Consider the following 21,270-nt stretch of genomic DNA (forward strand, 5'->3'; position numbering starts at 1 on the left):
CGTGTCGTGTGCGTGGTTTATATGTCGCGGAAGGCCTCTGGGGAAACGACCCGCGGGCTATCCGCCCGCCGGCGCCAGCCGCAGCGACACGGAGTTGATGCAGTAGCGCTGATTGGTCGGCGTCGGGTAGCCCTCACCGGCGAACACGTGGCCCAGGTGGCTGTGGCAGTTTGCGCACAGCACCTCGGTGCGCGTCGTGCCCATCGAATGGTCGGGCCGCAGAATGACCGCGTCGGATTTGGCCGGGTCGAAGAAGGACGGCCAGCCGCAATGCGACTCGAATTTCTCTGTGCTGCGGAATAATTCGGCGCCACAGGCCCGACACTGGTACACGCCTTCGGTTTTGGTGTCGGTGTATTCACCGGTGAAGGGCCGCTCGGTGCCGGCTTGGCGCAGCACGTGGAACTCTTCCGGGCTGAGTTTCTTGCGCCACTCGTCGTCGCTCAGTCGCACCTTGGGCTGCGACACGTCGGGGGAGGTCATGCCTCCACGCTAGCTCGAATGGCTGTGACCCGCCGCGCCCGGCTCCGCCGCGCCTGCGATCACCGCGTCCCGCTCGCGCTCGGCAATCGGCCACGCGGGATCGATGCCGTCTTCCGACCGGTTGTCGGCCTTGGCGTCGAGGTAACGGAAGAGCAGCACAGTGAAGGCGACGATCAGCAGCAGCGACCAGCCGTAGGTGATCTTGAGGTAATGCAGCGCGCGGCCGTACCTCATGTACTTGTAAATCAGCCAGTCGTCCAGCGCCATGAAGCCATAGATCCCGAGCCATGCCGGCCAGTTGCGGATCAGCGAGTTCCGCAGCACCACCGTCATCAAAAACGGAAACAGCATCATCGAGTAGTAGCCCTGGGCCAGTGAGGACACCAGGAACGACCACAGCAGCAGCACGCCCGACGAGCTGGTGAACCAGAACAACGGGTCTCGGGTGCGGTAGTAGCGGTGCAGCAGCCACATCGCACCGATCATCAGCAGGGTGAACAGGATTCGCATGAACACGATCAGCCAGGTGGGCAGGCCGAAGTACACGCCGTTGCCCTCGATTGAGCTGTTGAAGTAGTCCCGGGTGCCCAGGAAGTAGGGCACCGTTTTGGTGACGAAGTCCATGGGATCGCTCACCAAAGGCCACGCGGCCACGTTGACGACGACGGGGACCGCGATGGCCGGCACCAGCGTCCGCCACTGGCGATTCAGCAATGGCAGCAACAGCAATGGGCCCAGCACGGGCTTGAGCGTGAGCGTCAGGCCGATCACCAAGCCGGCCCACCACTGGTGCCCGACCCTCCCGTCCAGCAGCCACCGTATGAACAGCACCTCCGCCAGCAGCACGCAGCCGTTGATATTCGTAAACACCAGCGTGCTCGTCACGCTCTCCGTGCAGAACATGGCCAGCAGCAGGGCGGGGGCGGCCACCGAAGCCAGCGTGAATTTGAACATCCGCAGCAGCAGGTACCAGGCGATCAGGATTGCGACGGTGTTGATCAGGATGAACAGAAACCGCGACGGCGTGAAGGGCAGGTATCCGAACGGCGCCATCAACAGCGTGCCGCCCGGCGGGTACAGGTAGTGCGGGTCGACGTAGTCGAAGTGCTCGTTGTAGATGTCCCAGCCGTGCCGGAAGTTGAGGACCGCGCGGTACACCGGTTTGAAGTCGTCGGTGATGTTGCCGTTGAGGGTGAGGATGATGCTGCGGTGCAACACCGACATGATGGCCACCGGCCACAGCGCCGACCGCAGCACCGTCGACGTGCTCAGCGGGCCGGTGCGGGGACTGAAGGCGGCCAGGGTCCAATCACGCAAGCCGGTTCGGGTCGATTCAGCTGCCGTCACCAGCGCACCGTACACCGGCGGCTACGCAGGCCCGAAAGCAGCGTCAGGCCGGGCAGTACGTGTCGGTGTTGGGCAATTTGCCGCTGTTGAGGTAGCCGATCAGCGGCGGAACAGCGCAGCCCGAGAAGATGCTTGCGCCGTGGCCGATGCCCTGCCACATCACCCGCTTGCTGGCCGCGTTGGCGTTGATGATGCTGGCCGCGGTCGCCGCGACGCCGTCGGTACCGACGATCGGGTCGCTCTGCACACCGAGCAGCAGCACGTCGACCTTGAGTGTCTTCGGGGTGGGCGGCGGCGAGCCGGTGGGCCAGTGCACGCACTTGACCATGTTGAGCGCGGCGACGGTACCGAAGTCGGGGTAAAGCTTGCCCCAGGCGACGACGAGTTCGCGCACGCGGTCCGGCGTGGGGCGATTGACCGCGTCGCTGCACACGTTGACGAACTGGCCGTCGGAGTCCTGGATGGCGTTGGCGTGGTTGATCAGATTGTTCAGCGCGTTGGTATCGCCCGAGCGGGCGCCCGCTAGCGCGTTGGCCAGGTTGGTGGTGGCGTTGACGCGGCCGCCGGCGGGATAGCCGAGCGCGACGGTGATGGCGTTGGCCACCTGCGCAACCGACGAGCCACCGGTGCCCTTACCCGCGCGGGCGTCGGCCAGCAGGGCACTGACGGCACCCTTCGGGTCCGCGCCCAGCGCGCAGTTCACGGCGATGCACTGCGCGGCGAAGGCGTCGAGGGCGGCCTGCTGCCCCTTGACCCGCTGCTCGGCGGCGGCCTCGGCGTTGGTGCCCAACGCAACCGGTGAGTCGAGGATCAACCGGGCCACCTTGTCCGGCCGCGATCCGGCGTAGGCCAGCGCCACCTGCGCGCCGTTGCCGATGCCGATCAGCGCGAGGGTGGGCACGTCCCACAGGGTGCGCAACCGCTCGATGTCGGAGGCGGCGTGCGCGTCGTCGTAGGAGGACGCGTTCGGTCCGATCCCGACGGCGTCGCCACAGTTGGTGGTGGCGGTGTTGGAGACCTCGGAAAGGTTGGCCACCGGGTCGTCGCCGGTCTGGAATTGCGACTGGTCGCGCATCTGTTGACGGTCGAACTTGTCGCGGCAGTCGATGGGGCTCGACATCCCGATACCCCGGCGGTCGACGGACACGATGGGGTGGGTGGCGAGCACGTCGGCGCCCGCCCGGGACAGCCAGATCGGCAATTGCGCCGAGGACGGCAGATCGGAGCCGGTGGTGAAGACCAGCGGCCCGGCGTCCTGGGGTGTCTGGTTCGAGCGGGCGCGCACCACGCCGATGCTGAGGCTGCCGCCCCCTCCGTTGACCGGATCCAGGTCGGCGTCGTAGTTCGCGCAATCCAACCGGACGCCGGCGGCGGCGGGAACCGCCGCGTCGGCGAACACCCGTGAGGTGCAGTCGTGCCACGCCAAGTCGTTCTTGGGTGCGGCGATCGGTGGTGGGCCGCTGGGCGCCGGCTTCGAGGTCGCCGCCCCCTGCGGTCGTGCACCGGAGTCGGTGGCGAACCGCGGATCGGCTGCCAGGCCCGGGACGCAGCCGGCCAGCAGCGCGGTCACCGCAACCAGGATCGTGGCGCACGTGTACGGCCGACTCATGCCGACCACAGTAGCTAGGCCTTGACGTAGCGGGTGTACAGGTAGCCGGCGTCGTCGGTCAGTACGTGGGCGCACCGCATCCGGGTGAGCAGCTGGCCCGGACCGGCCGCGATGCGGCGTGCCTGGCCGCCGACGAGGCAGGGCGCGATCGTCAGGCACAGCTCGTCGAGCATGTCGCGCTGCATCAGCGAGTCCAGCAGTGTCGGCCCGCCCTCGGTGAGGATGCGGCGCATGCCGCGCGCGCCGAGGGCCGCCAGCAGGGCGGCCTCATCGATCTTCTCGGGATCGCGGGCGGAGCAGTCGAGTACCTCGCACAGGCCGCTGAGCGCGCGGCGCGTCTGCTCGGCCGCCGCGGTGCAGGTGAGCACCAGCGGCTGCACCTCAGTGCGGGTGAACACCGCCATGTCCCGGTTGAGGTGGCCCGATCCGGTCACGATTGCCAGTTGCGGGACCTCGCTTTGTCCGCGGGCCTGCCGGCGCTGGCGCCGGGCAACGCCGACCTGCGCGCCGGAGTAACCCTCGATCCGCACGGTGCCCGCGCCCACCACGATGACGTCGGCGAGTTCACGCAGCAGGTTGAAGACGAACCGGTCGCCCGTGCCGCCCATCGCGCCGCTGCTGCCGCCCGAGGTGGCCCCACCGTCGACGCTGGTGATGAAGTTCGCCCGTACCCACGTCCCGTCGTGTTCGGGATAGCCGTACAGCCGGGACAGGTCGCCGTCGTCGAGCCCGCGTACCGAACCCAGCAACGACAGCGGTGTCTCTGACGTCGCGGAGGTCGCGAAACTCGCGGGGCCGCCAGAGTCGGGCATGAGTCTGATTGCAGCACGCCGCTACAGTTCCTGCATGCACGGGTCCACCTCCGCGGGCGCTTCGGGCGGCCCGGATCACCTGGTGGATCGGCACCCGACGGTGTCGCCGGAACGGTTGATCGCCCAATTGCGACCACCCCCGACCTTCGCCGGCGTGAGCTTCGCGACGTATCGGCCCGATCCGGCGGAGCCCACGCAGGCCGCCGCGGTGGTCGCGTGTCAGGACTTCTGCCGCCAGGCCATTGAGCGGCGCGCCGGGCGGCGAAAGCTGTTGGGCCGGCGCGAAATTCTGCCCGGCGTCGGGCTGTACCTGGACGGCGGGTTCGGTGTGGGCAAGACGCACCTGCTGGCGTCGGCCTACTACCGGCTGCCGGGTGAGGGGCCGGGTGGGGCACCGGATAGCCGGGCTCCCAAGGCGTTTGCGACGTTCGGCGAGCTGACCCAGCTGGCCGGGGTGTTCGGCTTCGTCGAGTGCATCGACCTGCTGGCCAACTACACGGCGGTCTGCATCGACGAATTCGAACTCGACGACCCGGGCAACACCACGCTGATCGCACGGCTGCTCTCGTCGCTGGTCGAGCGCGGCGTGTCGGTGGCCGCCACCTCCAACACGCTGCCCGGGCAGCTCGGCGAGGGCCGCTTCGCGGCACAAGATTTTCTGCGCGAAATCAGCACGCTGGCAAGAATCTTCACGACAGTGCGGATCGAGGGGCCCGACTACCGGCACCGCGGCCTGCCGCCGGCGCCCCAGCCGCTGTCCGACGACGAGGTGGCCGCGCGCGCCGCGCGGATCGACGGCGCGACGCTCGACAATTTCGATACCCTGTGTGCGCACCTGGCCACCATGCATCCGTCGCGGTATCTGACGCTGATCGAGGGGGTCAGCGCGGTGTTTTTGACCGGCGTGCACGGCATCGACGATCAGAACGTCGCGCTGCGGTTGGTGTCGCTGACCGATCGGCTTTATGACGCGGGCATTCCGGTGGTGGCCTCGGGTGCAAAGCTGGACACGATCTTCAGCGAGGAGATGCTGGCCGGGGGATACCGAAAGAAGTACCTACGGGCCACTTCCCGGCTCCTGGCGCTGACCGCCGCGGCTAACCCAGCTCGCTGATCATGACATAGTCGCTCTCGACGTCGGTGCCCAGTTGAAACGTCCTGGTGCCGGCGATGGTGAACCCGCTCTTGAGGTAAAAGCGTTGTGCGCGTTGGTTTGCCCGGTTCACGCCCAGCCACACGCAGCGAACACCCCAGTCGGTCGCGACGGCCAGCATGCGTTCCATCAGCGCCGCCGCGGCCCCGCTGGAGTGGCGGTCGGGCAGGACATACATCTTCGACAGCTCGGCCGCCGGGCGGGTTTGCACGGCTCGCTGTACGCCGGCGTGATCGGAGACACCATGAACCAGCATGGCGTAACCGATAATTCGGCCGCCTTGGCGCGCGGTGACGATGGCGCGATCCGGATCGCTGAGATACTCGTCGAAACGGTCGGCCGACAGGTTTGCGTCGATGAACGACGCGATGTTGTCCGCGCTCACCGCTGGCGGACACGCCAACGGAAAGGTCTGTGCCGCAACGGCAGCCAGCTCTAAGGCGTCACCGGAGCCCGCCGGCGCGATGTGGAACGTTCCTGTCAGAGGTTCCACTGCGCGAGGTGGTAGCCCGTCTTCTTGTCCAACAGGACGACGGCGGAAACCGGATCGCGGTAGGCGTCCCAGTACACGCCGCCGCGCACGATCGCCCCGTTCGGGGCGTTGACGAGCACGTTGTCCAGCGAGTCGGGTGCATCCGAGGCCCGCGGCTTGTAGGCGTCGGCGGTCGGGGTCACTCCGTTGAAACTCATGACGGTCGCCATGACGTACGGATTGGGCACGCGGATCGCCCGGATGGTCACGTCGGCGCGGTCGACGGTGCTGCCCGGGAAGCCTCTGAAGGTGCCCTCGCGGGTGTAGCCGAATCCCGGCGGCGGGTCGCAGGGCGCCACGCCGCTCACGGTGACGTCGGCGATGAACGTACCGTTGTCCACCCGCAGCGTGTCACCGATATGGCCGATCGGCGCGTCGCCGGCCCATGCGCGGGGCATCGGAATCGCTGCGACGCCGGCAACGGCAATCAGAAAGGCGGACGCCACCAGCAGCCAGCGGTGCATCTTCGCCATCTCGTGCCTCCTTGACGCCGTTGCAGGGGACCCTCGCATGATTGCACACGCGCTAATGCCAAAGGGAGGGGTCGGCCACACTGGTCAGTCGTCTCCGGCGGCGCTTTTGCCGCGGGCGTGGGTTTGCAACGCAGCGAGCAGATCCGCCTCTACCCGGTCTTTGTCGACCCGGCCTCGGTGCAGCGGTCCGTCCACGGACGTGCGCGCTATTGACCGCTCTGGGAGAATTTGTGAGTCATGAAGCCACTGCTCACGCTGTGTGGTCTGGCCGTCGCGATCGGCCTGGCCGGACCGGTGCACGCCGACAGCACCGACGACTCGTTCATCGCTTCGCTGCGGGCGGCAGGCATCACCTTTTCCGATCCGGGCAAGGCCGTGGGCGCGGGCAGATGGGTGTGCGACACGGTCGGCCAGGGCACGCAGATGCCCGATGTGGTCAAGACGCTGCTGTCCAAGAACTCCGCGCTGAGCCAGGACAAGGCCAACCAGTTCGCGGCCATCGCCGCCAGCACGTATTGCCCGAGCGCCATCACGACGAGCACGCCGAACCCCTCGTAGCGCTCGGGATGCCAATCACCCGCAGGTTTGCGACAATCACTGCGCTATGCGATTTCTCCTGGGGCTGACCAGCCTCGCAACCATGATCCTCCTGGCCGCGCCGGCACACGCGGACGTCGACAACGATCAGGACTTTCTCAAAGACCTCCGCGACGCCGGTATCACCTATCAGGACGGCGGCAACGCGGTCACCATCGGCAAGTCGGTGTGTGACCTGCTCGACGACGGCCAGTCCGACGCGAAAATCGTGACGGACCTGCGCAACCAGAATCCGGCCTTCCAGGGCGCCAGCGCGGCCAAGTTCACCTACCTCTCGGCCGCCCATTACTGCCCGAAGTACATCACCGGTGAGGACCGCGGTCCCAAGCCAGACGGTCCCGCCGGCAACTGAGCCATCCGGGCGCGCAATAGGCTAATGCCGTGCGCGTCGATCCCGGACCGCTGACGTGGGACGCGGCCGTCCAGACTTGGCATCTCGACCTCGTCTCCGCGGCCGTTGTCGCAGCGCTCACCACCGGATACGCCTGGTGCTACCGGCGCAGTCGCGACGCCGAACGTCCGGTCTGCGCCGCGAACGCCGGGTACTTCGGCGTCGGCATGCTGGTGTGGGTATTGGCCACGATCAGCGCCCTCGGCGCCTATGCCTACGTCCTGTTCTGGGTGCGTGCGCTGCAGGTGTTGTTGCTGCTCTACGTCGTGCCGTTCTTCATCGCACAGGCCAAGCCGGTCACCGTTTTTCGCGACGCCCTTCGGTCGGCGGCCCGCGACCGCATCGATCGGCTGTTGGCGACCCGGTTCGCGCGCATGCTCGTTCATCCGGCGACCACGTCGCTGGCGATGCTCGCCACGCCGTGGTTGCTGTACCTGACGCCGTGGTACACCGCGGCCCTGCAGGACGAGAGGATCGGTGCGCCGACGCGAATCCTGTTGGTGGTATTAGGCTTCGGCTACTTCTATGCCCGGCTGCAGGAAGACCCCGTGCCCCGCAGGTACCCGCAGTCGATCTCGCTGCTGATCACCGTCGCAGAGGCGCTCGGTGACGGTGTCCTGGGATTGGTCATCTGGCAGGGCTCGTTGATCGGCACATCGTATTACGCAGGGCTGCAACGGTCTTGGGGTCCGGACCCGCGGCTCGACCAGACGATCGGTGCCGGCGTCTTATGGATCATTGGGGATTTGGTGGGGTGGCCGTTTGTGCTGCTGCTGATGCGCGCGATGTCTCGCGACGAGAAGGCGCACGCGGTCGCCGTCGACGCCGAATTGGACGAGGCCGAGGCGAAGATGCACAGCGCCGAAGGCGCCGAGGGCGAAGGCGCTGCGCCGTCGGGTCTCTGGTGGGAGAACGACCCGCAGCTGCGGGAGCGGTTCCGTCGCGGCTGACGTCTGGTCACCTAGGCGGCCCGGGCCGTCCACGTGAAGCTCTGCATCTCCGGGATCTCAGGCGTAAGCGCCGCGGCGACGCTTCGACCGATCTGGTCGGCGGCCGCCAGCGGAGTGTCGGCGTTCAAAAAGCCTTCCACTTCGACGCGCAGGGTCCGTCCAGTCCACCTGGCCCGGGCGTGCGCATGCGTCACACCGGGGACTGAGGCGGCGACGGCCTCGGCGGTGGTGATGATGTCGGGGTCCACGCCGTCGAGCAGCCGATGCGCGATATCGGCGGTCACCTCCCAGCCGACGTGGCAGATGAACCCGGTGACCACGATCCCGGCGACCGCGTCGGCCCAACCCCAGCCCAGCGCCACGCCGATCAGCCCGAGCACCGCGCCGCCCGACGACAACGCGTCCAGCCAGGAATGCTTGGCGTCGGCCACCATGGTGGCCGACCGAATCCGCTTGCCCACCACCAGTTTGTAGCGGGCCACCAGCTGATTGCCCACCACGCCCACGACCGCCGCGCCAATGCCCCAGCCCACGTAACCGGTGCCGCCGTGACGAAGCAGCTTCGTGATGCTCTCGGAGCCGGCGACGACGGCGCTGCCCCAGATCACCAGGGCCACACCGATACCGGCGAGGTCTTCGGCGCGTTCGTAGCCGTAGGGATACCGCTCGGTGGGAAGCTTGCGCGACGCACGGAAGCCGATGAACACCAGGACGCTGGTGGAGACGTCCGACAGGTTGTGCAGCGCGTCGCCCAGCAGCGCCACCGAGCCGGACAGCAGCGCGATGGCCAACTCGACCAGCCCGGTCAGCGCCAGCCCGACGGCGCTGCAGGCAATGGCGCGGTTGGCCTGCCGGCGCTCGCCGGCGTCGTCGGTCGCGGTGTCGAGGGGAAAGCTTGCCGCCGGGTCACGGACTCCATTGATCACATGCATACCGCCAGCATGCCCGACTCACCGGCGGCTCCCAAGTCTCGCGCTTACGCGCGTTCGTACACCGTCGCCCGATCGCGTTGGCCCCACGACAGCACCGGCTGGCGGGAATCGACTTCGGTCGATTGTGTCTCGAGGATCTGATGCATTTGGCATCACCCGTGCCGCCGCCGCGACCGTCGCCGACATAGATGAGACGATTCCCCTTGTAGGCCAGCAGTATTCGCGAACCGACGTCATGGTCATGGGGGCACCGATGCCATCAGGGCTGAAATTCAACAGGGGCGTGATCGGCCTGGTTCTCGGCCGTCACCCGTTGTTTCTGTTCCGTGATGACCTGGTTGAGGTAGTCGGCCTTGGCGCAGCCGTAGTACGCCGCGAACTGCAGCGCGAGTTCGTCCATCTCCTCAAACGAGACGTCGCCACTTTTGAGCGCGGCGTATACGTGGGACATGATCGGGATCTCGGCATCCTGGAAGGCGACGCAGGCGACGGTGATGAGACGGCGTTCCTTCATCCCCAAGCCGGGGCGCAGCCACATCTCGCCGAAGACGAAGTTCAGAATGCCCGCTCCCGAGTACGGGTTGTCGCGCATCGGCGCGAACGGCAGGCAGTTGATCTCCTTGAACGACTCCTCGCCGCCTTGCAGCCGCTGCTCGGGGTCGCTGGCGGTGACCAGCGGCAGCAAGGGTTCCGGGGGAGGGTGCGGCTCGCCGCGGGCCTCGGCTATCTTGGCCCATTCCATGTCCACGGCGATATTGAACCGGGACGCCTTCGGCCAGCCCGCGTAGACGGCGAAATGCAAGACTGTTTCCCGCATTTCGGTGATGGTGAGGTCACCGCTGTTGAGTGCGCCGTAGATGTGCTGCTCGAGGGGGGCCTGCGCGTCGGCGGCCGCGACACAGGCCAGGGTCACGAACCGCCGGTCGCGGCGGCTGAGCCCCGTCCGCGACCACACCTCGCCGAAGACGAAGTCGATCAACCCGCCCGCGCACGGGCTGTCGCCGTCCGGCGGGTCGATCGTCATCACGTCGGCGAAGGTGCGCAGCCCGCGTTCACGTCGCGCGCTGTCGCGCTTCGGAGGATTATCGGATTGTGACACCGGCGTCGACCTTCAGTTCGAGCCCTGTGACGTAACGAGATTCATCGGATATCAGATACAGCACCGCGTTGCTCACGTCGCACGCTTCGATCAACGGTGCGGGCAAGGCGTTGAGGAAGATGGGCACCAGGTCGGGCCGCTGCTCGGCGATCAACGTGTGCATGCTCGGCGGTGCCATTCCGGTCGCCACTCCGGTAGGGTGCACGGTGTTGACGCGAATGTTCTGTGCGGCAAGCTCGTTGGCCAGGGCCAAAGTCATCCCGACGATACCGTGCTTGGATGCCGTATAGGGCACATGCAGCGGGGTTCCCTTGATGCCGGCCGATGAGCTGATGTTGACCAGGCTTCCGCGGCCCTGGGCGACCAGATGGGGGAGTGCGGCCGCGCAGGTGTTCCATGCGCCGATGAGGTTGACGTCGAGGACCAGCCGCCACTGCTCGGCGGTGGTGGTGTCCCAGGTGCCGACGGTGAGCACGCCGGCGTTGGCGACCGCACCGTCGAGTCCGCCGAGTTGGTCGACGGCCGCGTCGACCGCAGCCTTCATGGCGGCCTCGTCACGCACATCGACGACATGGGTGATCGCACGGCGGCCGTGTTTCTCGACCAGTTGCGCGGTCTCGTTCAGGTCGTCTTCGGTGGCCAGCGGATATTCCAAACCGTCTGGTGTGGAACAGATATCGACCAGGATGCAGTCGGCGCCTTCTTCGGCCAGCCGCACCGCGTGCGAGCGTCCCATGCCGCGTGCGGCCCCGGTGATCAAGACCCGTTTGCCCTCGACCCGGCCCGTTGCGTTGTTCGTCGTCATCGGCGTATCAAACCTTGTTGCAGAAGCCCGCGTCGACGGGGAAGGTCACGCCGGTGACGTACTTCGCCTCGTCGGAGACCAGGTAGGCAATGGCGGCGCTGACGTCTTCGGGTTCCATCATTCCGACGGGCATCGGGTTTTGCAGGTGGGGACCCGCGCCGGGATTCTTTTCCAGGAATTCGGTCATGTCAGGGTTGGTCGCCATCATCGTGTTGACGGCGGTCGGGTGCACCGTATTCACCCGAATGCTCAGCGGTGCAAGGGCATTGGCCAGGGTGCGCATCAGTCCGACGATCCCGTGTTTCGATGCCGCGTAGCCCAGGCCGCCGCCCTGCAGGCCGCCGAAACCCTTGATACCGGCGGTCGAGCTGGTGAAGATGATGACCCCGCCGCGGTTACCGGACAGCAGCTGCGGGACCGCCGCCCATGCCGTGTGATAGGCGCCGTCGAGGTTGACGCTGGTGACCGCGCGCCACTGTGCCAACTCCTCCTCGATGCTCAACTGCCGAAACGCCAGGGGTGCGATTCCCGCGTTGGCCAGCACGATGTCGAGGCGCCCGAAGTGCTCGACGCCGGCATCCATCGCGGCCTTGACTTGCTCGAACTCGCGGACGTCGGCGACGGTGCCCAGCATCTTGCCACCGGCCTCTTCGACCAGCGCGACGGTCTCGTCCAATTCCTCATGGGAGGCCATCGGATAACCGTTGGCGGGGATGTCCGCGCAGATGTCGATGCCGATGATGTTGGCGCCTTCGCGCGCGAGTCGCACCGCATGGCTGCGGCCCTGGCCGCGCGCCACCCCGGTGATGAAGGCGACTTTGCCATCTATTGAACCCACGGGCTCGTCCTCGTTTCTTGTTCATCAGCCCAGATCAGGCCCGAGTAACGCCGTTACTCACCTGCGCACAGTAACATGGTTACTGTGATGGCAAAAGGGCCCCACTTGCACGTGGTGCACGACGCTTCTGGGCGGCGCGCCGACCCGATTCTGCACATCGTGGTCGAGATGCTCGACAGCGAGGGCTATGAGGCGGTGCAGCTGCGCGAGGTCGCCCGACGGGCCCGTGTCTCCCTGGCGACCATCTACAAGCGATATCGCACCCGCGACGAGCTCATTGTCGCCGCCCTTGACGGGTGGATGGATGCCAATCGCTATGCGCGCCTGCCCGCGCTGATCGACGATTTGCCCGGCGAGTCGATCTATGTGGACCTGATGCACGTGATGAGGACCATCTTCGAGCCCTGGGAGCAACATCCGTTGATGCTGCGCTCCTACTTCCAGGCGCGATCGGGTCCCGGCGGAAAGCGTCTCATCCAGCGCGGTGTCGACGCGGTCGTTCCCGTCGCCAAAGCCGTGCTGGCGCAAGCGGAACCGAGCTTCGCCAAGGACCTCGAGCTCATCCTCACCGGCGTGGTCTACGGGTTGCTTACCCGATTTGCGCAGGGGGAGATCGACGCCACCGATATCGTGCCGGGTATCGAGCGCACGGTGTTCTGGTTGACCACCGCCTATGAGCATGGCGCCGCAGGCGTAGCACCGCGCTGAGCACTACGAAACCCGTTGTGCTGCAGTACCTCCGCTCACATGAGCGGCGGGCCCGGCAGCAGCCAGGTCACCGAGGGGTCGATATCCTCCCTGTATTGCGGGCAATAGACAGCTATCGACAGGCCGACGAAGTAGGCGGACTGCTTGACCGAAAGGTCCGTTTGCCTGGCCAGCTGAATTGCCAGCACCGATGCGTTCGGATTGGCAGCGATGCTGGCGCACACCGTCTGGGCTTTCGCAATCGCATCGTCGTTGTCGGGCATGGTGATTCCGCCCTTGGACAGGCCCGCGATGAACGCGTCGTCGGTGTCATCCGCTGCCGCCGGGGCCGCGAGGGCGAGCGCGGCGGTGGACAGGACAATCGCGCAGACGGTCGGCCACTTTCCAGAACCAACCTTCATCGGGCCCATGGCCTCCCCTCTGTGCGCGGACCGATCGGCGTACAGTCAAGGACGATTTGAATGAACGATAGTCGAAATCGCGGGTCCGGCTTCGGCGGTGCAGCTGGCCAGCGCGATTTGGCTCGCCTGGTCCTGACTGCCGCCGGCGCCCCAGCCGGCGGATCGTCCGCTTGCGACGGACACGGCCAGAGCAACGAAGTCATCGCCGGCCCAGGCCGTCGGCGTCGGCAGCGCGACGATCGCGCAACCGATCACAACGACGGTGCCAATGGTTGACCGCACCGCTGCGCTCCTTCGCAATGCTCAGGAGAGGAATTTAGCGCCAAGAACGTTGACCGCGCGGGCAAATGGGCCGCCGCGCCTGTGGGCTACGAATTGTCTTCCGGGTCTTCGGCCAGGTAGGTGACTTCATACCACCGCCGGCTCCGTTCGGCGTCGAAGGCCTCGGTCCTGGTTGCCAGCTCGAGCCGAACATCCGTCAGATGCGGATTGCCCACGCGAATGCGGTCTTCGAGCTCGGCATGCAGCGCGTCGCCGTCCAGGGTGATATCCGCGAACGCTCTGCCTGTATACCTCGTCCAACTCACGTCTCACATTTTGCTCCGGTGGTGGCGCCGCACGTGACACGGCCCGGTCCACGCACCTGCACCCGGCGGCCCTTCGCGCTCTTCAGGCGCCTGTTGGTAACGTTCCACGGGCGCGGCTACATCTAACAGCGCCGCGGCGTTTTACCCCCGAGAGGGCCGCGGTGAAAGATACTGGCGTGGCGATGAAGAGAATCATCTCGAACATCTCGGCAATCGCGCCCACCTCAGCCCAGTAGACCTATGCCGCTGACTACTCAACCTTGAGGTTCCCGACCTGGTTCAACGAACCGCCGCGAACGCCCAACGACACCGCGCGAGGTGCCGTGAGACTTACTGCTTTCCAACGGATTTCCGGGCGATCTCATCGCCGTGGGGCGCTGTGGGTTGAGCGTGACCCTTAAACGTGTTGACGATCTGAAGCCCGGAGACAGGATCCGCATGAAGTTCGGGCACGCTACCGTCATAGCGACCGAACCCCTTGACGACGATCGCACGCTGCTTACCTTCACGTACGGGACGAAGGGCCCAGCCGACAACGCTCTGACCGTGGATGTACTCGACGATGACGAGTGGGGCTGGTAAGGCGGTCTGGCAAAAATCGCGCACGCCAAGTCAATCGGCAAGAACCTTGTCGGCGGCGGTCCGGCGTACGACGATTGAATCGGTTCGGCCTCGGAGGAGGAATCATGGCTCCACACCGTCTGAAGAGCTTCGCCGGTTTATCCGCCGCGTCGCTCGCGATTGCCCTGTCGCTTCCCCCCACTGCTTTCGCCGACAATCCGTCCTGGAACGGCCAGTACGCAATCACGTTCATGGTCGGCCCCAAGGCCGGGACCAGCATGGCGGTCGGCGATCCGGAAACGCAGCACACCGAGACCTACGGATTCCGCTCGAGCTGCACCAGCGGGAAGTGCGTCGCCACCATCATCAGTGGCCCCCCACCTCGTAACCCGACGGTTCCGCAGCCGATTCAGTTCACCTGGGACGGAACGTCTTGGTCGCAGGTCAACGATTTTCAATGGGACTGCATGATGCCCGACACCACGATCCAATGGAATCCGGCCCGGACCGAGGTGCGCTACACGCCCCAACCCGACGGGTCGCTCGCCGGCATAATGCACACCGACATCCTGAGCGGCGCGTGCCAAGGGACGATCGACATGGATATGAGGGCCGAACGCGTGTGAATCAGCCCTTCGGGAACGCGGCCCGCGACTGGACCGAGGGCAAGCAGGTCTACATTCCCTGCGATCTGCTCAACGCCCGCGTCAACTACCCACCCGGGCAGCGCTGTCAGGGGCATGGCTCGCTTGAGGCGTACCCGAAGGATGTGCCGGACTGGTGTGGCTGACAGGTGCGAGTCGTGATTTGGGAAGTGCAGCGTGTGAGAGCCACATTCCCTTGCGGCACACTGTGTTTGATTGATCCACACCCTATCGTGGTCGCGCTCAGGTGTGGACTTTCCAGCCCGCTAATGGGGTGGGGGCCGCCGGGGCATCGGGATCGTTGAACTCGATATAAACGTCGCCTTGGTTGAGGTTGCCGGCGTAGGCGATGAACCCGTGGGCGGTTTGGCCGTTGGTGACGCTGCCCGTGCGCAGGGGTGGCATCTTGTTGATCTTCTGGTAATCGATCATGGACGAGCCGCCCTCGATATCCCGGTTTGGGTCCTGCCTCCAAGGGGAGGAGGCGGCGGTCAGGGAGGTCTGGCCGTAGTTGAACGGCACGTCGGACTTGCCGGCGATGGTGAGTTCGATGACGTTGCAACCTCTGGCGCCGTAACAGCCGGACGAGACCCAGGTTGCGTTATTGAGTGTGACGTCGGCGGTCGCGGTGCTGTACTCCGTGACGTGGATGCTGGTGCCGGCTTTTCCGGTCGGGAAAGGCGACTGTGGAGTTGTCGGGTCGGCGGTTCCACGGGGCGCAGTCAAACACGCTGTCAGCGCAAGCGTCGCTGTGATAGCGCTCATGTGCGCGGGTCTGGTCACTGCGCGAAGATAGCGCATCTGGGAAGTCTGGCGGATCGGCCGCGGGCTGTTTCGGTTCAAGAGGTCGGCCGGGAACAAATCGGTTTTCACTCAAATGCGCCGCGGTCGGCCTTACACTGGGCGGGATATGAGCGCCTATCAGACGGTCGTGGTCGGCACCGATGGCTCGGACTCGTCGCTGCGTGCGGTGGAGCGCGCAGCCGCGATCGTTGCGGAGCACGACGCGAAATTAATTGTTGCGACGGCGCATACGCCCGTGCGCGAGGAAAAGGGCCGCTACGCCATCCCTCCGGGGAGCGACCACGGCCAGGACTACCGGACGGTGGGCGAGGCCCCCTACTACGCGATCCTGCAGGACGCCAGGGAGCGGGCGCACAAAGCCGGGGCCAAGAACGTCGAGGAGAAGCCGATCGTCGGTGCCCCCGTCAACGCGCTGGTGCAGCTGGTCGAAGAGGTCGATGCCGACCTGCTGGTCATCGGCAATGTCGGACTCAGCAGCGTCGCCGGGCGACTGTTGGGATCAGTCCCATCCGAGGTTTCCCGCAGGGCCAAGACCGACGTGTTGATCGTCCACACCAGCGACTGAGGCATCGTTCCGGATCGTTCGGTGTCGAACCACGACCTCTATTCAGATCGATTTATGAATACTCCCGTTTCGCAGCTATCGGACAAACAAGTCGCCTACATCAACGGGCCCTCGCGCGAAGACAAGACCTGCAAGCTCAGCTCGCCGGTCACAAGAAAGCAGCAAGAATGATGCCCACGGCTTCGCTGCCGAATCCGGTCGCGCCGCATTAATCTCGGCGAGGACGACACGGGTGATAGGGCGGCCGTCACCGAGGGACACAATTTTTGCCGGCCCCGATTCAGCACCTCTGCCCGTCCAGCTGCTGGGCGGATCTCCCTATGCCGTTTTTCGCCGCCGAGTTTCAAACAAACTCTTTGTATGCGATGGGCGGTACCGGGGTGGGACAACAATTCTGTTATCAAGCCCAGGGCGGCGCCTGATGGAATGCAGTCCATGCCGTCACTGAGTACGAGCGACGCCCCGAGCGTAGCTGCCGGCGGGGCTATTGGGTGTTGATTGGGATCGGTGCGGCGACGCCGCCCAGGTCGATGGTTATGCAGCCCGACGACCCCAGCATTACAGCGGTCAGCACTGCGGCCAGTGCGGCAGCTTTCAGCATCTTTTTGGTGCCCTTCGTCCTCATCGGTACACCTTTCTCCTGGTAGACGAACCGTGGCGGCGAAGTACCGCCGTTCTCTGATGCTAGCCCGCTCGTTTGGCACGTGTGTAATATTGCGCAAACCGCCGGAGGGCTTCTGCAAATGTCGGCGGTCTGGGTTGGGCTATGTGGCACCCGAGCCAGGAGCGACACATCAACAGCAGGCGGCGCGCGAAGGTGCTGCCCGGGCCGGGACAAGCTGGGTTCGGTGTCCGCGCACGTTCGCCGCGGCATTTGGTGTGGAACACGATCGCAAGAGGCGGCTGAAGTAGTCCGCCCACCGGGTGATGGCGATAATATTTGACGATGGCTTTGAGTGCCAGCACCTGCAAATGAAGGGCATGTCGATGAACGCGAGTGGCGCCAAGCGACGCTCTTTAGGCACAGAGGATTATGTAAAAGCCGACGTTAAGTTTTCTTGGCATTTAGTCTGGTTATTCGCACTATTAGAAGGAATCACCGTTCCTTTGCTGTCTTTGTTCTCACAAGAGGGACCTAGGGTAGACCGAGCTTCTCGGACTGCAAGTGCTGCTGTGCAGTTCGCGGCATTCGCAAATAGAATGCTCATTGTTGGTGTCTACGGGTTCGTTATAGGGTTCGTGGGGGCGGCGGTAGTCTGTTCGTTGTTGAACTGGATCGTTTTTCCTAGAGTGAGAGTTCGGCTGAATGATGCGGTTATAGTGCGTATGTTCCATCCTTTGATTGTGGGGATATGGGGCGGCGTTTTGCTGGCGGTCATCTTCTGGATTCAGCTGTGTATTGCTGGTTTTCTGACCTTTCCAATGATACTGAATTTGATGCTTTTCGGATTCGTCTCGGCCGCAGGCAGCATTGTACTGACGGGTTCTGCCTATTCTTCCTCGATAAAAGCTTTGCCTAACTTAGGGATCCAATTGATTACTGCACAGCAACGGCTGCTGTTATTCAAAATTCCGGTTGTCTCGTTTGCAGTATTAGTCGGGGTTTATGAAGGATTGGCAGCGCCGATTCTCCAACGATGGGAACTGGCTCCTCATCATAAAGTGTTGATGGCACTGCTGCTGGGGGTCGCAGGTGGTGCATTTAGCAGTTTGGTCGTTGTTGCGTTAGCTCACATAGGCGCGATTAAGAAGCATATGTGGCTGAAATTTGTCGTAATGGACGAAGGAAGCGATTAGGTCAGAGGCTTGGGCATAGCCCGTTCGGTGATCCAGCGCATGTTTGATTCGGCAGCGTATCCGCTACGTCTATAGGACGGCAATGGCCAACTTGGCTCACAGCTTCCGGTCTCGCCCCGGTGTTGCCGTAGCGGGGTGGGTCAGACCGAAAATGGGTAGCCGCTTCTTAGCGCATTATTCCGAACCCGAAGAGTAGGACATGCTGTGAGCGGTGCGAATAAAGCCCGGAACAAGATGAACCAGGTCACGGGAAAGGTCAAGGCGGCATTCGGCCGCGCGACCAACGACCCAGCGCTGGAGGCTGAGGGCAGAGCGAATCAGCGGGCGGCTCACCTGAGAGACGCGGGTGAAAAGGTCAAGGACGCATTCCGGCCGCGACGGCGCCGACAGATGCCTCGCCGGCGTCGACAGATATAGCCCATTAACTCGCGTGCCGTATCCAGTCAGCCTGCAGCGGCGAAGGTGCTGCCGTCTTGGCTGGGCAAGCCGATTCGGCGTCAGCGCGTGGTGGTCGCGGGCGCCTCGCACTGGTGCTCAATGTCCGACCAGGGCGCGCCTGACGGCATGCCGTTGATGCCGGCCGTGAGAGCAAACGACTCGTCAGCGCCGCGGCGGCGGATTACTTTTCTTGGGCTGCTGGTGTCCCAAGGTCGATCATTATGCAGCCCGACGAACCCAGCATTACACCGGTCAGCACCGCGACCAGTGCGGCAGCTTTCAGCATCTTCTTCTTGCTCGCGCTCATCGGTTCGCCTTTCTGCTAATGAGACAACCGTGGCAAAAACCGCCGGCAAGCTGATGCTATCGCGGTCTTTTGACGCGTGTGCAATATTGCGCAAACAGCGGAAAACATGTTGTGGACGACTCGCACGCGTGATGCAGCCCGCCACCGGAGTTTGTGGATTTGCGGCGGGGGTGCGGATCTACCGACGCGGTGACACCATAAGCGGGTGAATGGGCAGATCTGCGTGGGTTGCGGCCTCAAGACCCATCGCTCGTACGGTAGGTGGCCGGATCAGCATCCATGGGCCGCTGCGGCGTTCGCGGCCCTGGTGAGGATCGCAAGGAGCGTCGATCGAAGCGATCGGGGTCCGACGGCCGTGATGCTGTTGGTGGTGCCGGCCACTCTCATCGGCTTAGCCTTGGTCGCCGCGTACCCGCTGGTGTTCGTGCCCCTGCTGGTTCTCTTTGGCGCGGCTTTAGTGGTGTTAGTCCGCAACGAGGAAACCAGACGCAACCCAGCTTGTTGGCGCGGAGACTGCCCCGCGATTCGCTCCGGGCCATGAAGTGCCCGCCCCTCGAGGCCGCCGGTCGGCAGGGGGACGCGAATTCAGCAATCAACCATCCGGACGAGCCCAAGGGCTGGGGCAGCATTTCACCGCGAAAATGCAGTCTCACATGTGCGTGGGGCTTGTTGGCCGGTAATTTACGGTTCGCGGTGTGTCGGTACCTTCGAATTCAACTGGCCCATTTCCGGCTCAGCCTTTTCTAGACTCAGCGCGTTGAACCGCGGCCAGCATGCGATCACTGAGATCCAGGCATTCCCGTTCGCCTACGCCGCCGTTGACGGAGAATCCGATCTGCCGTACCTGAATGGCGAATCGGCGTAGGTCATCACAGAGCTGATCCACTGGCCTCCCGTCTTTGCTGCCGGCTTCCACGATAGGTAGTGAACGAGTGTTCGCCCAACCGATCGCCCAAATTCTAAACGTGACATGGGTCACTTTCTTCGACCGGCGCGCGCCGTCTATGCGGCACCGCATCCGCCACGTCTATTGACCGCGGCGGCCCCACTGCGCTCCCAAAGCCGCACGGCAAAGCGCTGCCACCAGCCGCAGCCACGGAGTAGCGTCGTGCGCGCACGGCGGATGAAGGAGCGCAAATGGAGCTGCATCTGTCGGGGAAGATCGCCGTCGTCACTGGGGCCAGCAAGGGCATCGGTTTCGCAGTCACCAAGGCCCTCGTCGAAGCCGGCGCCCATGTGGTAGCTGGGTCACGGACCCCTGGTAAGCAGTTGCCCCTGCTCGAGGAGAGCGGCCAGGTGTCGTATGTGTCCGTGGACCTTACCCAGCCCGGTGCTGCCGAAGAATTGATCGCGGCGGCGACCTACCGCGGCGGGATCGACGTTTTGATCAACAACGTCGGCGGCGCCACGGTTCGTCCCGGTGGACTCGCCAGCATTTCCGACGACGAGTGGCGGAAGTCCTGGGAGCTGAACCTGATGGGCGTCGTGCGACCGACCCGCGCGGCGCTGCCAGAGATCGAGCGGCGCGGCGGTGGTTCCATCGTCATCGTCAGCTCAATCAGCGCCTATTCTCCCGGACCGAACACTTACGACTACTGCGCCGCCAAGGCAGCTGTCGCCAACTTTGCTAAGGCACTGTCAAAAGATCTGGCACCGAGGAACATTCGCGTCAATTCGGTCAGTCCGGGCGCCGTGTCGACCGAGAAGTGGATGGAGCGGGGCGGGATGGCCGACGGGTTCGCCGCGGTTAACGGCCAGACGGCCGACGAGGTCCGGGCGGAGCTCGCAAGTTCCGCGCCGACGGGCCGGTTCACCACTCCTGAAGAAGTCGCTGACCTCCTTGTGTTCCTGGCCAGCGACCGCGCCGGAAACATCACCGGATCCGACTTCCGCATCGACGGCGGATACGTCGCCACCGTCTGATTCCGGCTCACACATGACGCCGGAGCCGTCATCCAGCAGCGCATCCGCCGCTCAAATTCCACAAAACGCGAGACACGCCCCGGCCCCCCGAATAGCCTCGATCTAGGTTTGGTCCCACCCCACTACCTGCACGGAATTCCGGCTCCGCCCGAAGCGGTACTCGGAAAACGTTGTCGACGAACTGTCCAATTGGCGGGATGGCCCTACCTGCAGGGCGGCCCATCGGGGGCTGCGACCACAAAAGGAACATCATGACACCGACCGATCACCTCGACCGCACCACTAAGCCCAAACTGACGAAATTGGCCGCCAGAACCGTTCTCGCCGCTGGGTTGGGAATGACGCTGTCGGGGCTGACCGCGGCCATCGCCAACGCAGACCCCGCCACCCCAAACACTCCCGACCCAAATCCAGCCATAACGGCAACCCTGCACCCCACCCAGGCCCCTCCGCCGCACGGAGAATCCGGCCTCTGCAATCAAGACGCAGCCCCGCCCGGCCGGCTGCCGCCCCC

General features: G+C 64.8%; 28 protein-coding genes. 12 read left to right on the plus strand and 16 right to left on the minus strand.

The genetic code is table 11. The annotated features are described in order from the left end of the window. Positions 1-57 precede the first annotated feature (57 nt). Genes msrB through VFW69_RS08450 form a run of 4 tightly spaced genes read right to left on the minus strand, consistent with a single transcriptional unit; the run spans position 58 to position 4,251 of the window. Entirely contained in the window at positions 58-483 is a 426-nt protein-coding gene (msrB, locus tag VFW69_RS08435; RefSeq protein ID WP_526500075.1) for a peptide-methionine (R)-S-oxide reductase MsrB, read from the minus strand. A gap of 9 nt (positions 484-492) precedes the next feature. Beyond that, entirely contained in the window at positions 493-1,845 is a 1,353-nt protein-coding gene (aftC, locus tag VFW69_RS08440; protein WP_526500077.1) for an arabinofuranan 3-O-arabinosyltransferase, read from the minus strand. Positions 1,846-1,873: 28 nt separating this feature from the next. Continuing rightward, on the minus strand, positions 1,874-3,439 hold the full coding sequence (locus VFW69_RS08445) for an alpha/beta fold hydrolase (RefSeq protein ID WP_526500079.1): 1,566 nt from the start codon (positions 3,437-3,439) through the stop codon (positions 1,874-1,876). Between the two features lie 14 nt (positions 3,440-3,453). Beyond that, a complete protein-coding gene (locus tag VFW69_RS08450; protein ID WP_526500081.1) occupies positions 3,454-4,251 on the minus strand; it encodes a pyrimidine reductase family protein in 798 nt (265 codons plus the stop codon). Between VFW69_RS08450 and zapE the strand changes: the two genes are divergently transcribed. Beyond that, on the plus strand, positions 4,250-5,365 hold the full coding sequence (gene zapE, locus VFW69_RS08455) for a cell division protein ZapE (protein WP_526500083.1): 1,116 nt from the start codon (positions 4,250-4,252) through the stop codon (positions 5,363-5,365). The two genes, VFW69_RS08450 and zapE, sit on opposite strands and share 2 nt — an antisense overlap. Here zapE and VFW69_RS08460 read toward each other — a convergent pair. Together VFW69_RS08460 and VFW69_RS08465 are read right to left on the minus strand one after the other, a co-directional pair. Then, positions 5,349-5,897 (minus strand): GNAT family N-acetyltransferase, encoded by a 549-nt coding sequence (locus VFW69_RS08460; RefSeq protein WP_526500085.1) that lies wholly within the window; start codon positions 5,895-5,897, stop codon positions 5,349-5,351. The genes zapE and VFW69_RS08460 overlap by 17 nt on opposite strands. Next, positions 5,885-6,400, minus strand: coding sequence for a hypothetical protein (locus tag VFW69_RS08465; protein ID WP_526500150.1), 516 nt, complete (start codon positions 6,398-6,400; stop codon positions 5,885-5,887). Before VFW69_RS08465 ends, VFW69_RS08460 begins: the two co-directional genes overlap by 13 nt. Positions 6,401-6,646: 246 nt before the next feature. Here VFW69_RS08465 and VFW69_RS08470 point away from each other — a divergent pair, with 246 nt between their 5' ends. Genes VFW69_RS08470 through VFW69_RS08480 form a run of 3 tightly spaced genes read left to right on the plus strand, consistent with a single transcriptional unit; the run spans position 6,647 to position 8,347 of the window. Continuing rightward, positions 6,647-6,967, plus strand: coding sequence for a DUF732 domain-containing protein (locus VFW69_RS08470; protein ID WP_526500087.1), 321 nt, complete (start codon positions 6,647-6,649; stop codon positions 6,965-6,967). Between the two features lie 46 nt (positions 6,968-7,013). Then, positions 7,014-7,358: a DUF732 domain-containing protein gene (locus tag VFW69_RS08475; protein ID WP_526500089.1), complete on the plus strand. Its 345-nt coding sequence runs from the start codon at positions 7,014-7,016 to the stop codon at positions 7,356-7,358. Positions 7,359-7,387: 29 nt separating this feature from the next. Continuing rightward, the gene (locus tag VFW69_RS08480; protein ID WP_526500091.1) at positions 7,388-8,347 is read left to right on the plus strand and encodes a cytochrome c oxidase assembly protein; all 960 of its coding nucleotides are present in this window, start codon (positions 7,388-7,390) and stop codon (positions 8,345-8,347) included. A gap of 11 nt (positions 8,348-8,358) precedes the next feature. Here the strand turns inward: VFW69_RS08480 and VFW69_RS08485 are convergent, their stop codons facing one another. The 4 genes from VFW69_RS08485 to VFW69_RS08500 form a co-directional block, all read right to left on the minus strand. Next, on the minus strand, positions 8,359-9,279 hold the full coding sequence (locus VFW69_RS08485; RefSeq protein ID WP_526500093.1) for a cation diffusion facilitator family transporter: 921 nt from the start codon (positions 9,277-9,279) through the stop codon (positions 8,359-8,361). A 259-nt stretch (positions 9,280-9,538) separates the two neighbouring features. Then, complete coding sequence (locus tag VFW69_RS08490; RefSeq protein WP_526500152.1) at positions 9,539-10,303, minus strand: carboxymuconolactone decarboxylase family protein; 765 nt, start codon at positions 10,301-10,303, stop codon at positions 9,539-9,541. 58 nt (positions 10,304-10,361) lie between these two features. Continuing rightward, positions 10,362-11,183 carry a mycofactocin-coupled SDR family oxidoreductase gene (locus tag VFW69_RS08495; RefSeq protein WP_526500095.1) on the minus strand — a complete coding sequence of 274 codons (822 nt, stop codon included), beginning with the start codon at positions 11,181-11,183 and terminating at the stop codon, positions 10,362-10,364. Between the two features lie 7 nt (positions 11,184-11,190). After that, positions 11,191-12,021, minus strand: coding sequence for a mycofactocin-coupled SDR family oxidoreductase (locus VFW69_RS08500; RefSeq protein ID WP_526500097.1), 831 nt, complete (start codon positions 12,019-12,021; stop codon positions 11,191-11,193). An 87-nt stretch (positions 12,022-12,108) separates the two neighbouring features. On the opposite strand from VFW69_RS08500, the gene VFW69_RS08505 reads away from it, so the two are divergent. Continuing rightward, positions 12,109-12,729, plus strand: coding sequence for a TetR/AcrR family transcriptional regulator (locus tag VFW69_RS08505; RefSeq protein ID WP_526500099.1), 621 nt, complete (start codon positions 12,109-12,111; stop codon positions 12,727-12,729). A 35-nt stretch (positions 12,730-12,764) separates the two neighbouring features. Here VFW69_RS08505 and VFW69_RS08510 read toward each other — a convergent pair whose 3' ends face one another. From VFW69_RS08510 to VFW69_RS08520, 3 genes are all read right to left on the minus strand, one after another. Further along, complete coding sequence (locus tag VFW69_RS08510) at positions 12,765-13,139, minus strand: DUF732 domain-containing protein (RefSeq protein WP_526500102.1); 375 nt, start codon at positions 13,137-13,139, stop codon at positions 12,765-12,767. 36 nt (positions 13,140-13,175) lie between these two features. Continuing rightward, positions 13,176-13,412, minus strand: a complete 237-nt coding sequence (locus tag VFW69_RS08515; protein WP_526500104.1) for a hypothetical protein — start codon at positions 13,410-13,412, stop codon at positions 13,176-13,178. Between the two features lie 86 nt (positions 13,413-13,498). Then, positions 13,499-13,717, minus strand: a complete 219-nt coding sequence (locus VFW69_RS08520) for a hypothetical protein (RefSeq protein WP_526500106.1) — start codon at positions 13,715-13,717, stop codon at positions 13,499-13,501. Positions 13,718-14,155: 438 nt separating this feature from the next. On the opposite strand from VFW69_RS08520, the gene VFW69_RS08525 reads away from it, so the two are divergent. From VFW69_RS08525 to VFW69_RS08535, 3 genes are all read left to right on the plus strand, one after another. Beyond that, on the plus strand, positions 14,156-14,299 hold the full coding sequence (locus VFW69_RS08525; protein ID WP_526500108.1) for a hypothetical protein: 144 nt from the start codon (positions 14,156-14,158) through the stop codon (positions 14,297-14,299). A 104-nt stretch (positions 14,300-14,403) separates the two neighbouring features. Then, entirely contained in the window at positions 14,404-14,904 is a 501-nt protein-coding gene (locus VFW69_RS08530) for an Rv2253 family sensor-like surface protein (RefSeq protein WP_526500110.1), read from the plus strand. Beyond that, a complete protein-coding gene (locus tag VFW69_RS08535; protein ID WP_526500112.1) occupies positions 14,901-15,068 on the plus strand; it encodes a hypothetical protein in 168 nt (55 codons plus the stop codon). Before VFW69_RS08530 ends, VFW69_RS08535 begins: the two co-directional genes overlap by 4 nt. Positions 15,069-15,165: 97 nt before the next feature. Here the strand turns inward: VFW69_RS08535 and VFW69_RS08540 are convergent, their stop codons facing one another. After that, entirely contained in the window at positions 15,166-15,687 is a 522-nt protein-coding gene (locus VFW69_RS08540; RefSeq protein ID WP_526500154.1) for a hypothetical protein, read from the minus strand. Positions 15,688-15,832: 145 nt separating this feature from the next. On the opposite strand from VFW69_RS08540, the gene VFW69_RS08545 reads away from it, so the two are divergent. Further along, positions 15,833-16,291 (plus strand): universal stress protein, encoded by a 459-nt coding sequence (locus VFW69_RS08545; protein ID WP_526500114.1) that lies wholly within the window; start codon positions 15,833-15,835, stop codon positions 16,289-16,291. A 484-nt stretch (positions 16,292-16,775) separates the two neighbouring features. Here the strand turns inward: VFW69_RS08545 and VFW69_RS08550 are convergent, their stop codons facing one another. Beyond that, a complete protein-coding gene (locus VFW69_RS08550; protein ID WP_526500116.1) occupies positions 16,776-16,916 on the minus strand; it encodes a hypothetical protein in 141 nt (46 codons plus the stop codon). Between the two features lie 299 nt (positions 16,917-17,215). On the opposite strand from VFW69_RS08550, the gene VFW69_RS08555 reads away from it, so the two are divergent. Together VFW69_RS08555 and VFW69_RS08560 are read left to right on the plus strand one after the other, a co-directional pair. Beyond that, entirely contained in the window at positions 17,216-18,088 is an 873-nt protein-coding gene (locus VFW69_RS08555) for a hypothetical protein (RefSeq protein ID WP_526500118.1), read from the plus strand. A 204-nt stretch (positions 18,089-18,292) separates the two neighbouring features. After that, positions 18,293-18,505: a CsbD family protein gene (locus VFW69_RS08560; RefSeq protein WP_526500120.1), complete on the plus strand. Its 213-nt coding sequence runs from the start codon at positions 18,293-18,295 to the stop codon at positions 18,503-18,505. A gap of 202 nt (positions 18,506-18,707) precedes the next feature. Here the strand turns inward: VFW69_RS08560 and VFW69_RS08565 are convergent, their stop codons facing one another. Next, a complete protein-coding gene (locus tag VFW69_RS08565; RefSeq protein WP_526500122.1) occupies positions 18,708-18,833 on the minus strand; it encodes a hypothetical protein in 126 nt (41 codons plus the stop codon). 1,137 nt (positions 18,834-19,970) lie between these two features. Here VFW69_RS08565 and VFW69_RS08570 point away from each other — a divergent pair. Next, complete coding sequence (locus VFW69_RS08570) at positions 19,971-20,756, plus strand: SDR family NAD(P)-dependent oxidoreductase (RefSeq protein ID WP_526500124.1); 786 nt, start codon at positions 19,971-19,973, stop codon at positions 20,754-20,756. Positions 20,757-21,270 lie beyond the last annotated feature (514 nt).

The organism is Mycobacterium sp. (assembly GCF_036273375.1).
In the GTDB taxonomy this organism is placed as follows: domain Bacteria; phylum Actinomycetota; class Actinomycetes; order Mycobacteriales; family Mycobacteriaceae; genus Mycobacterium.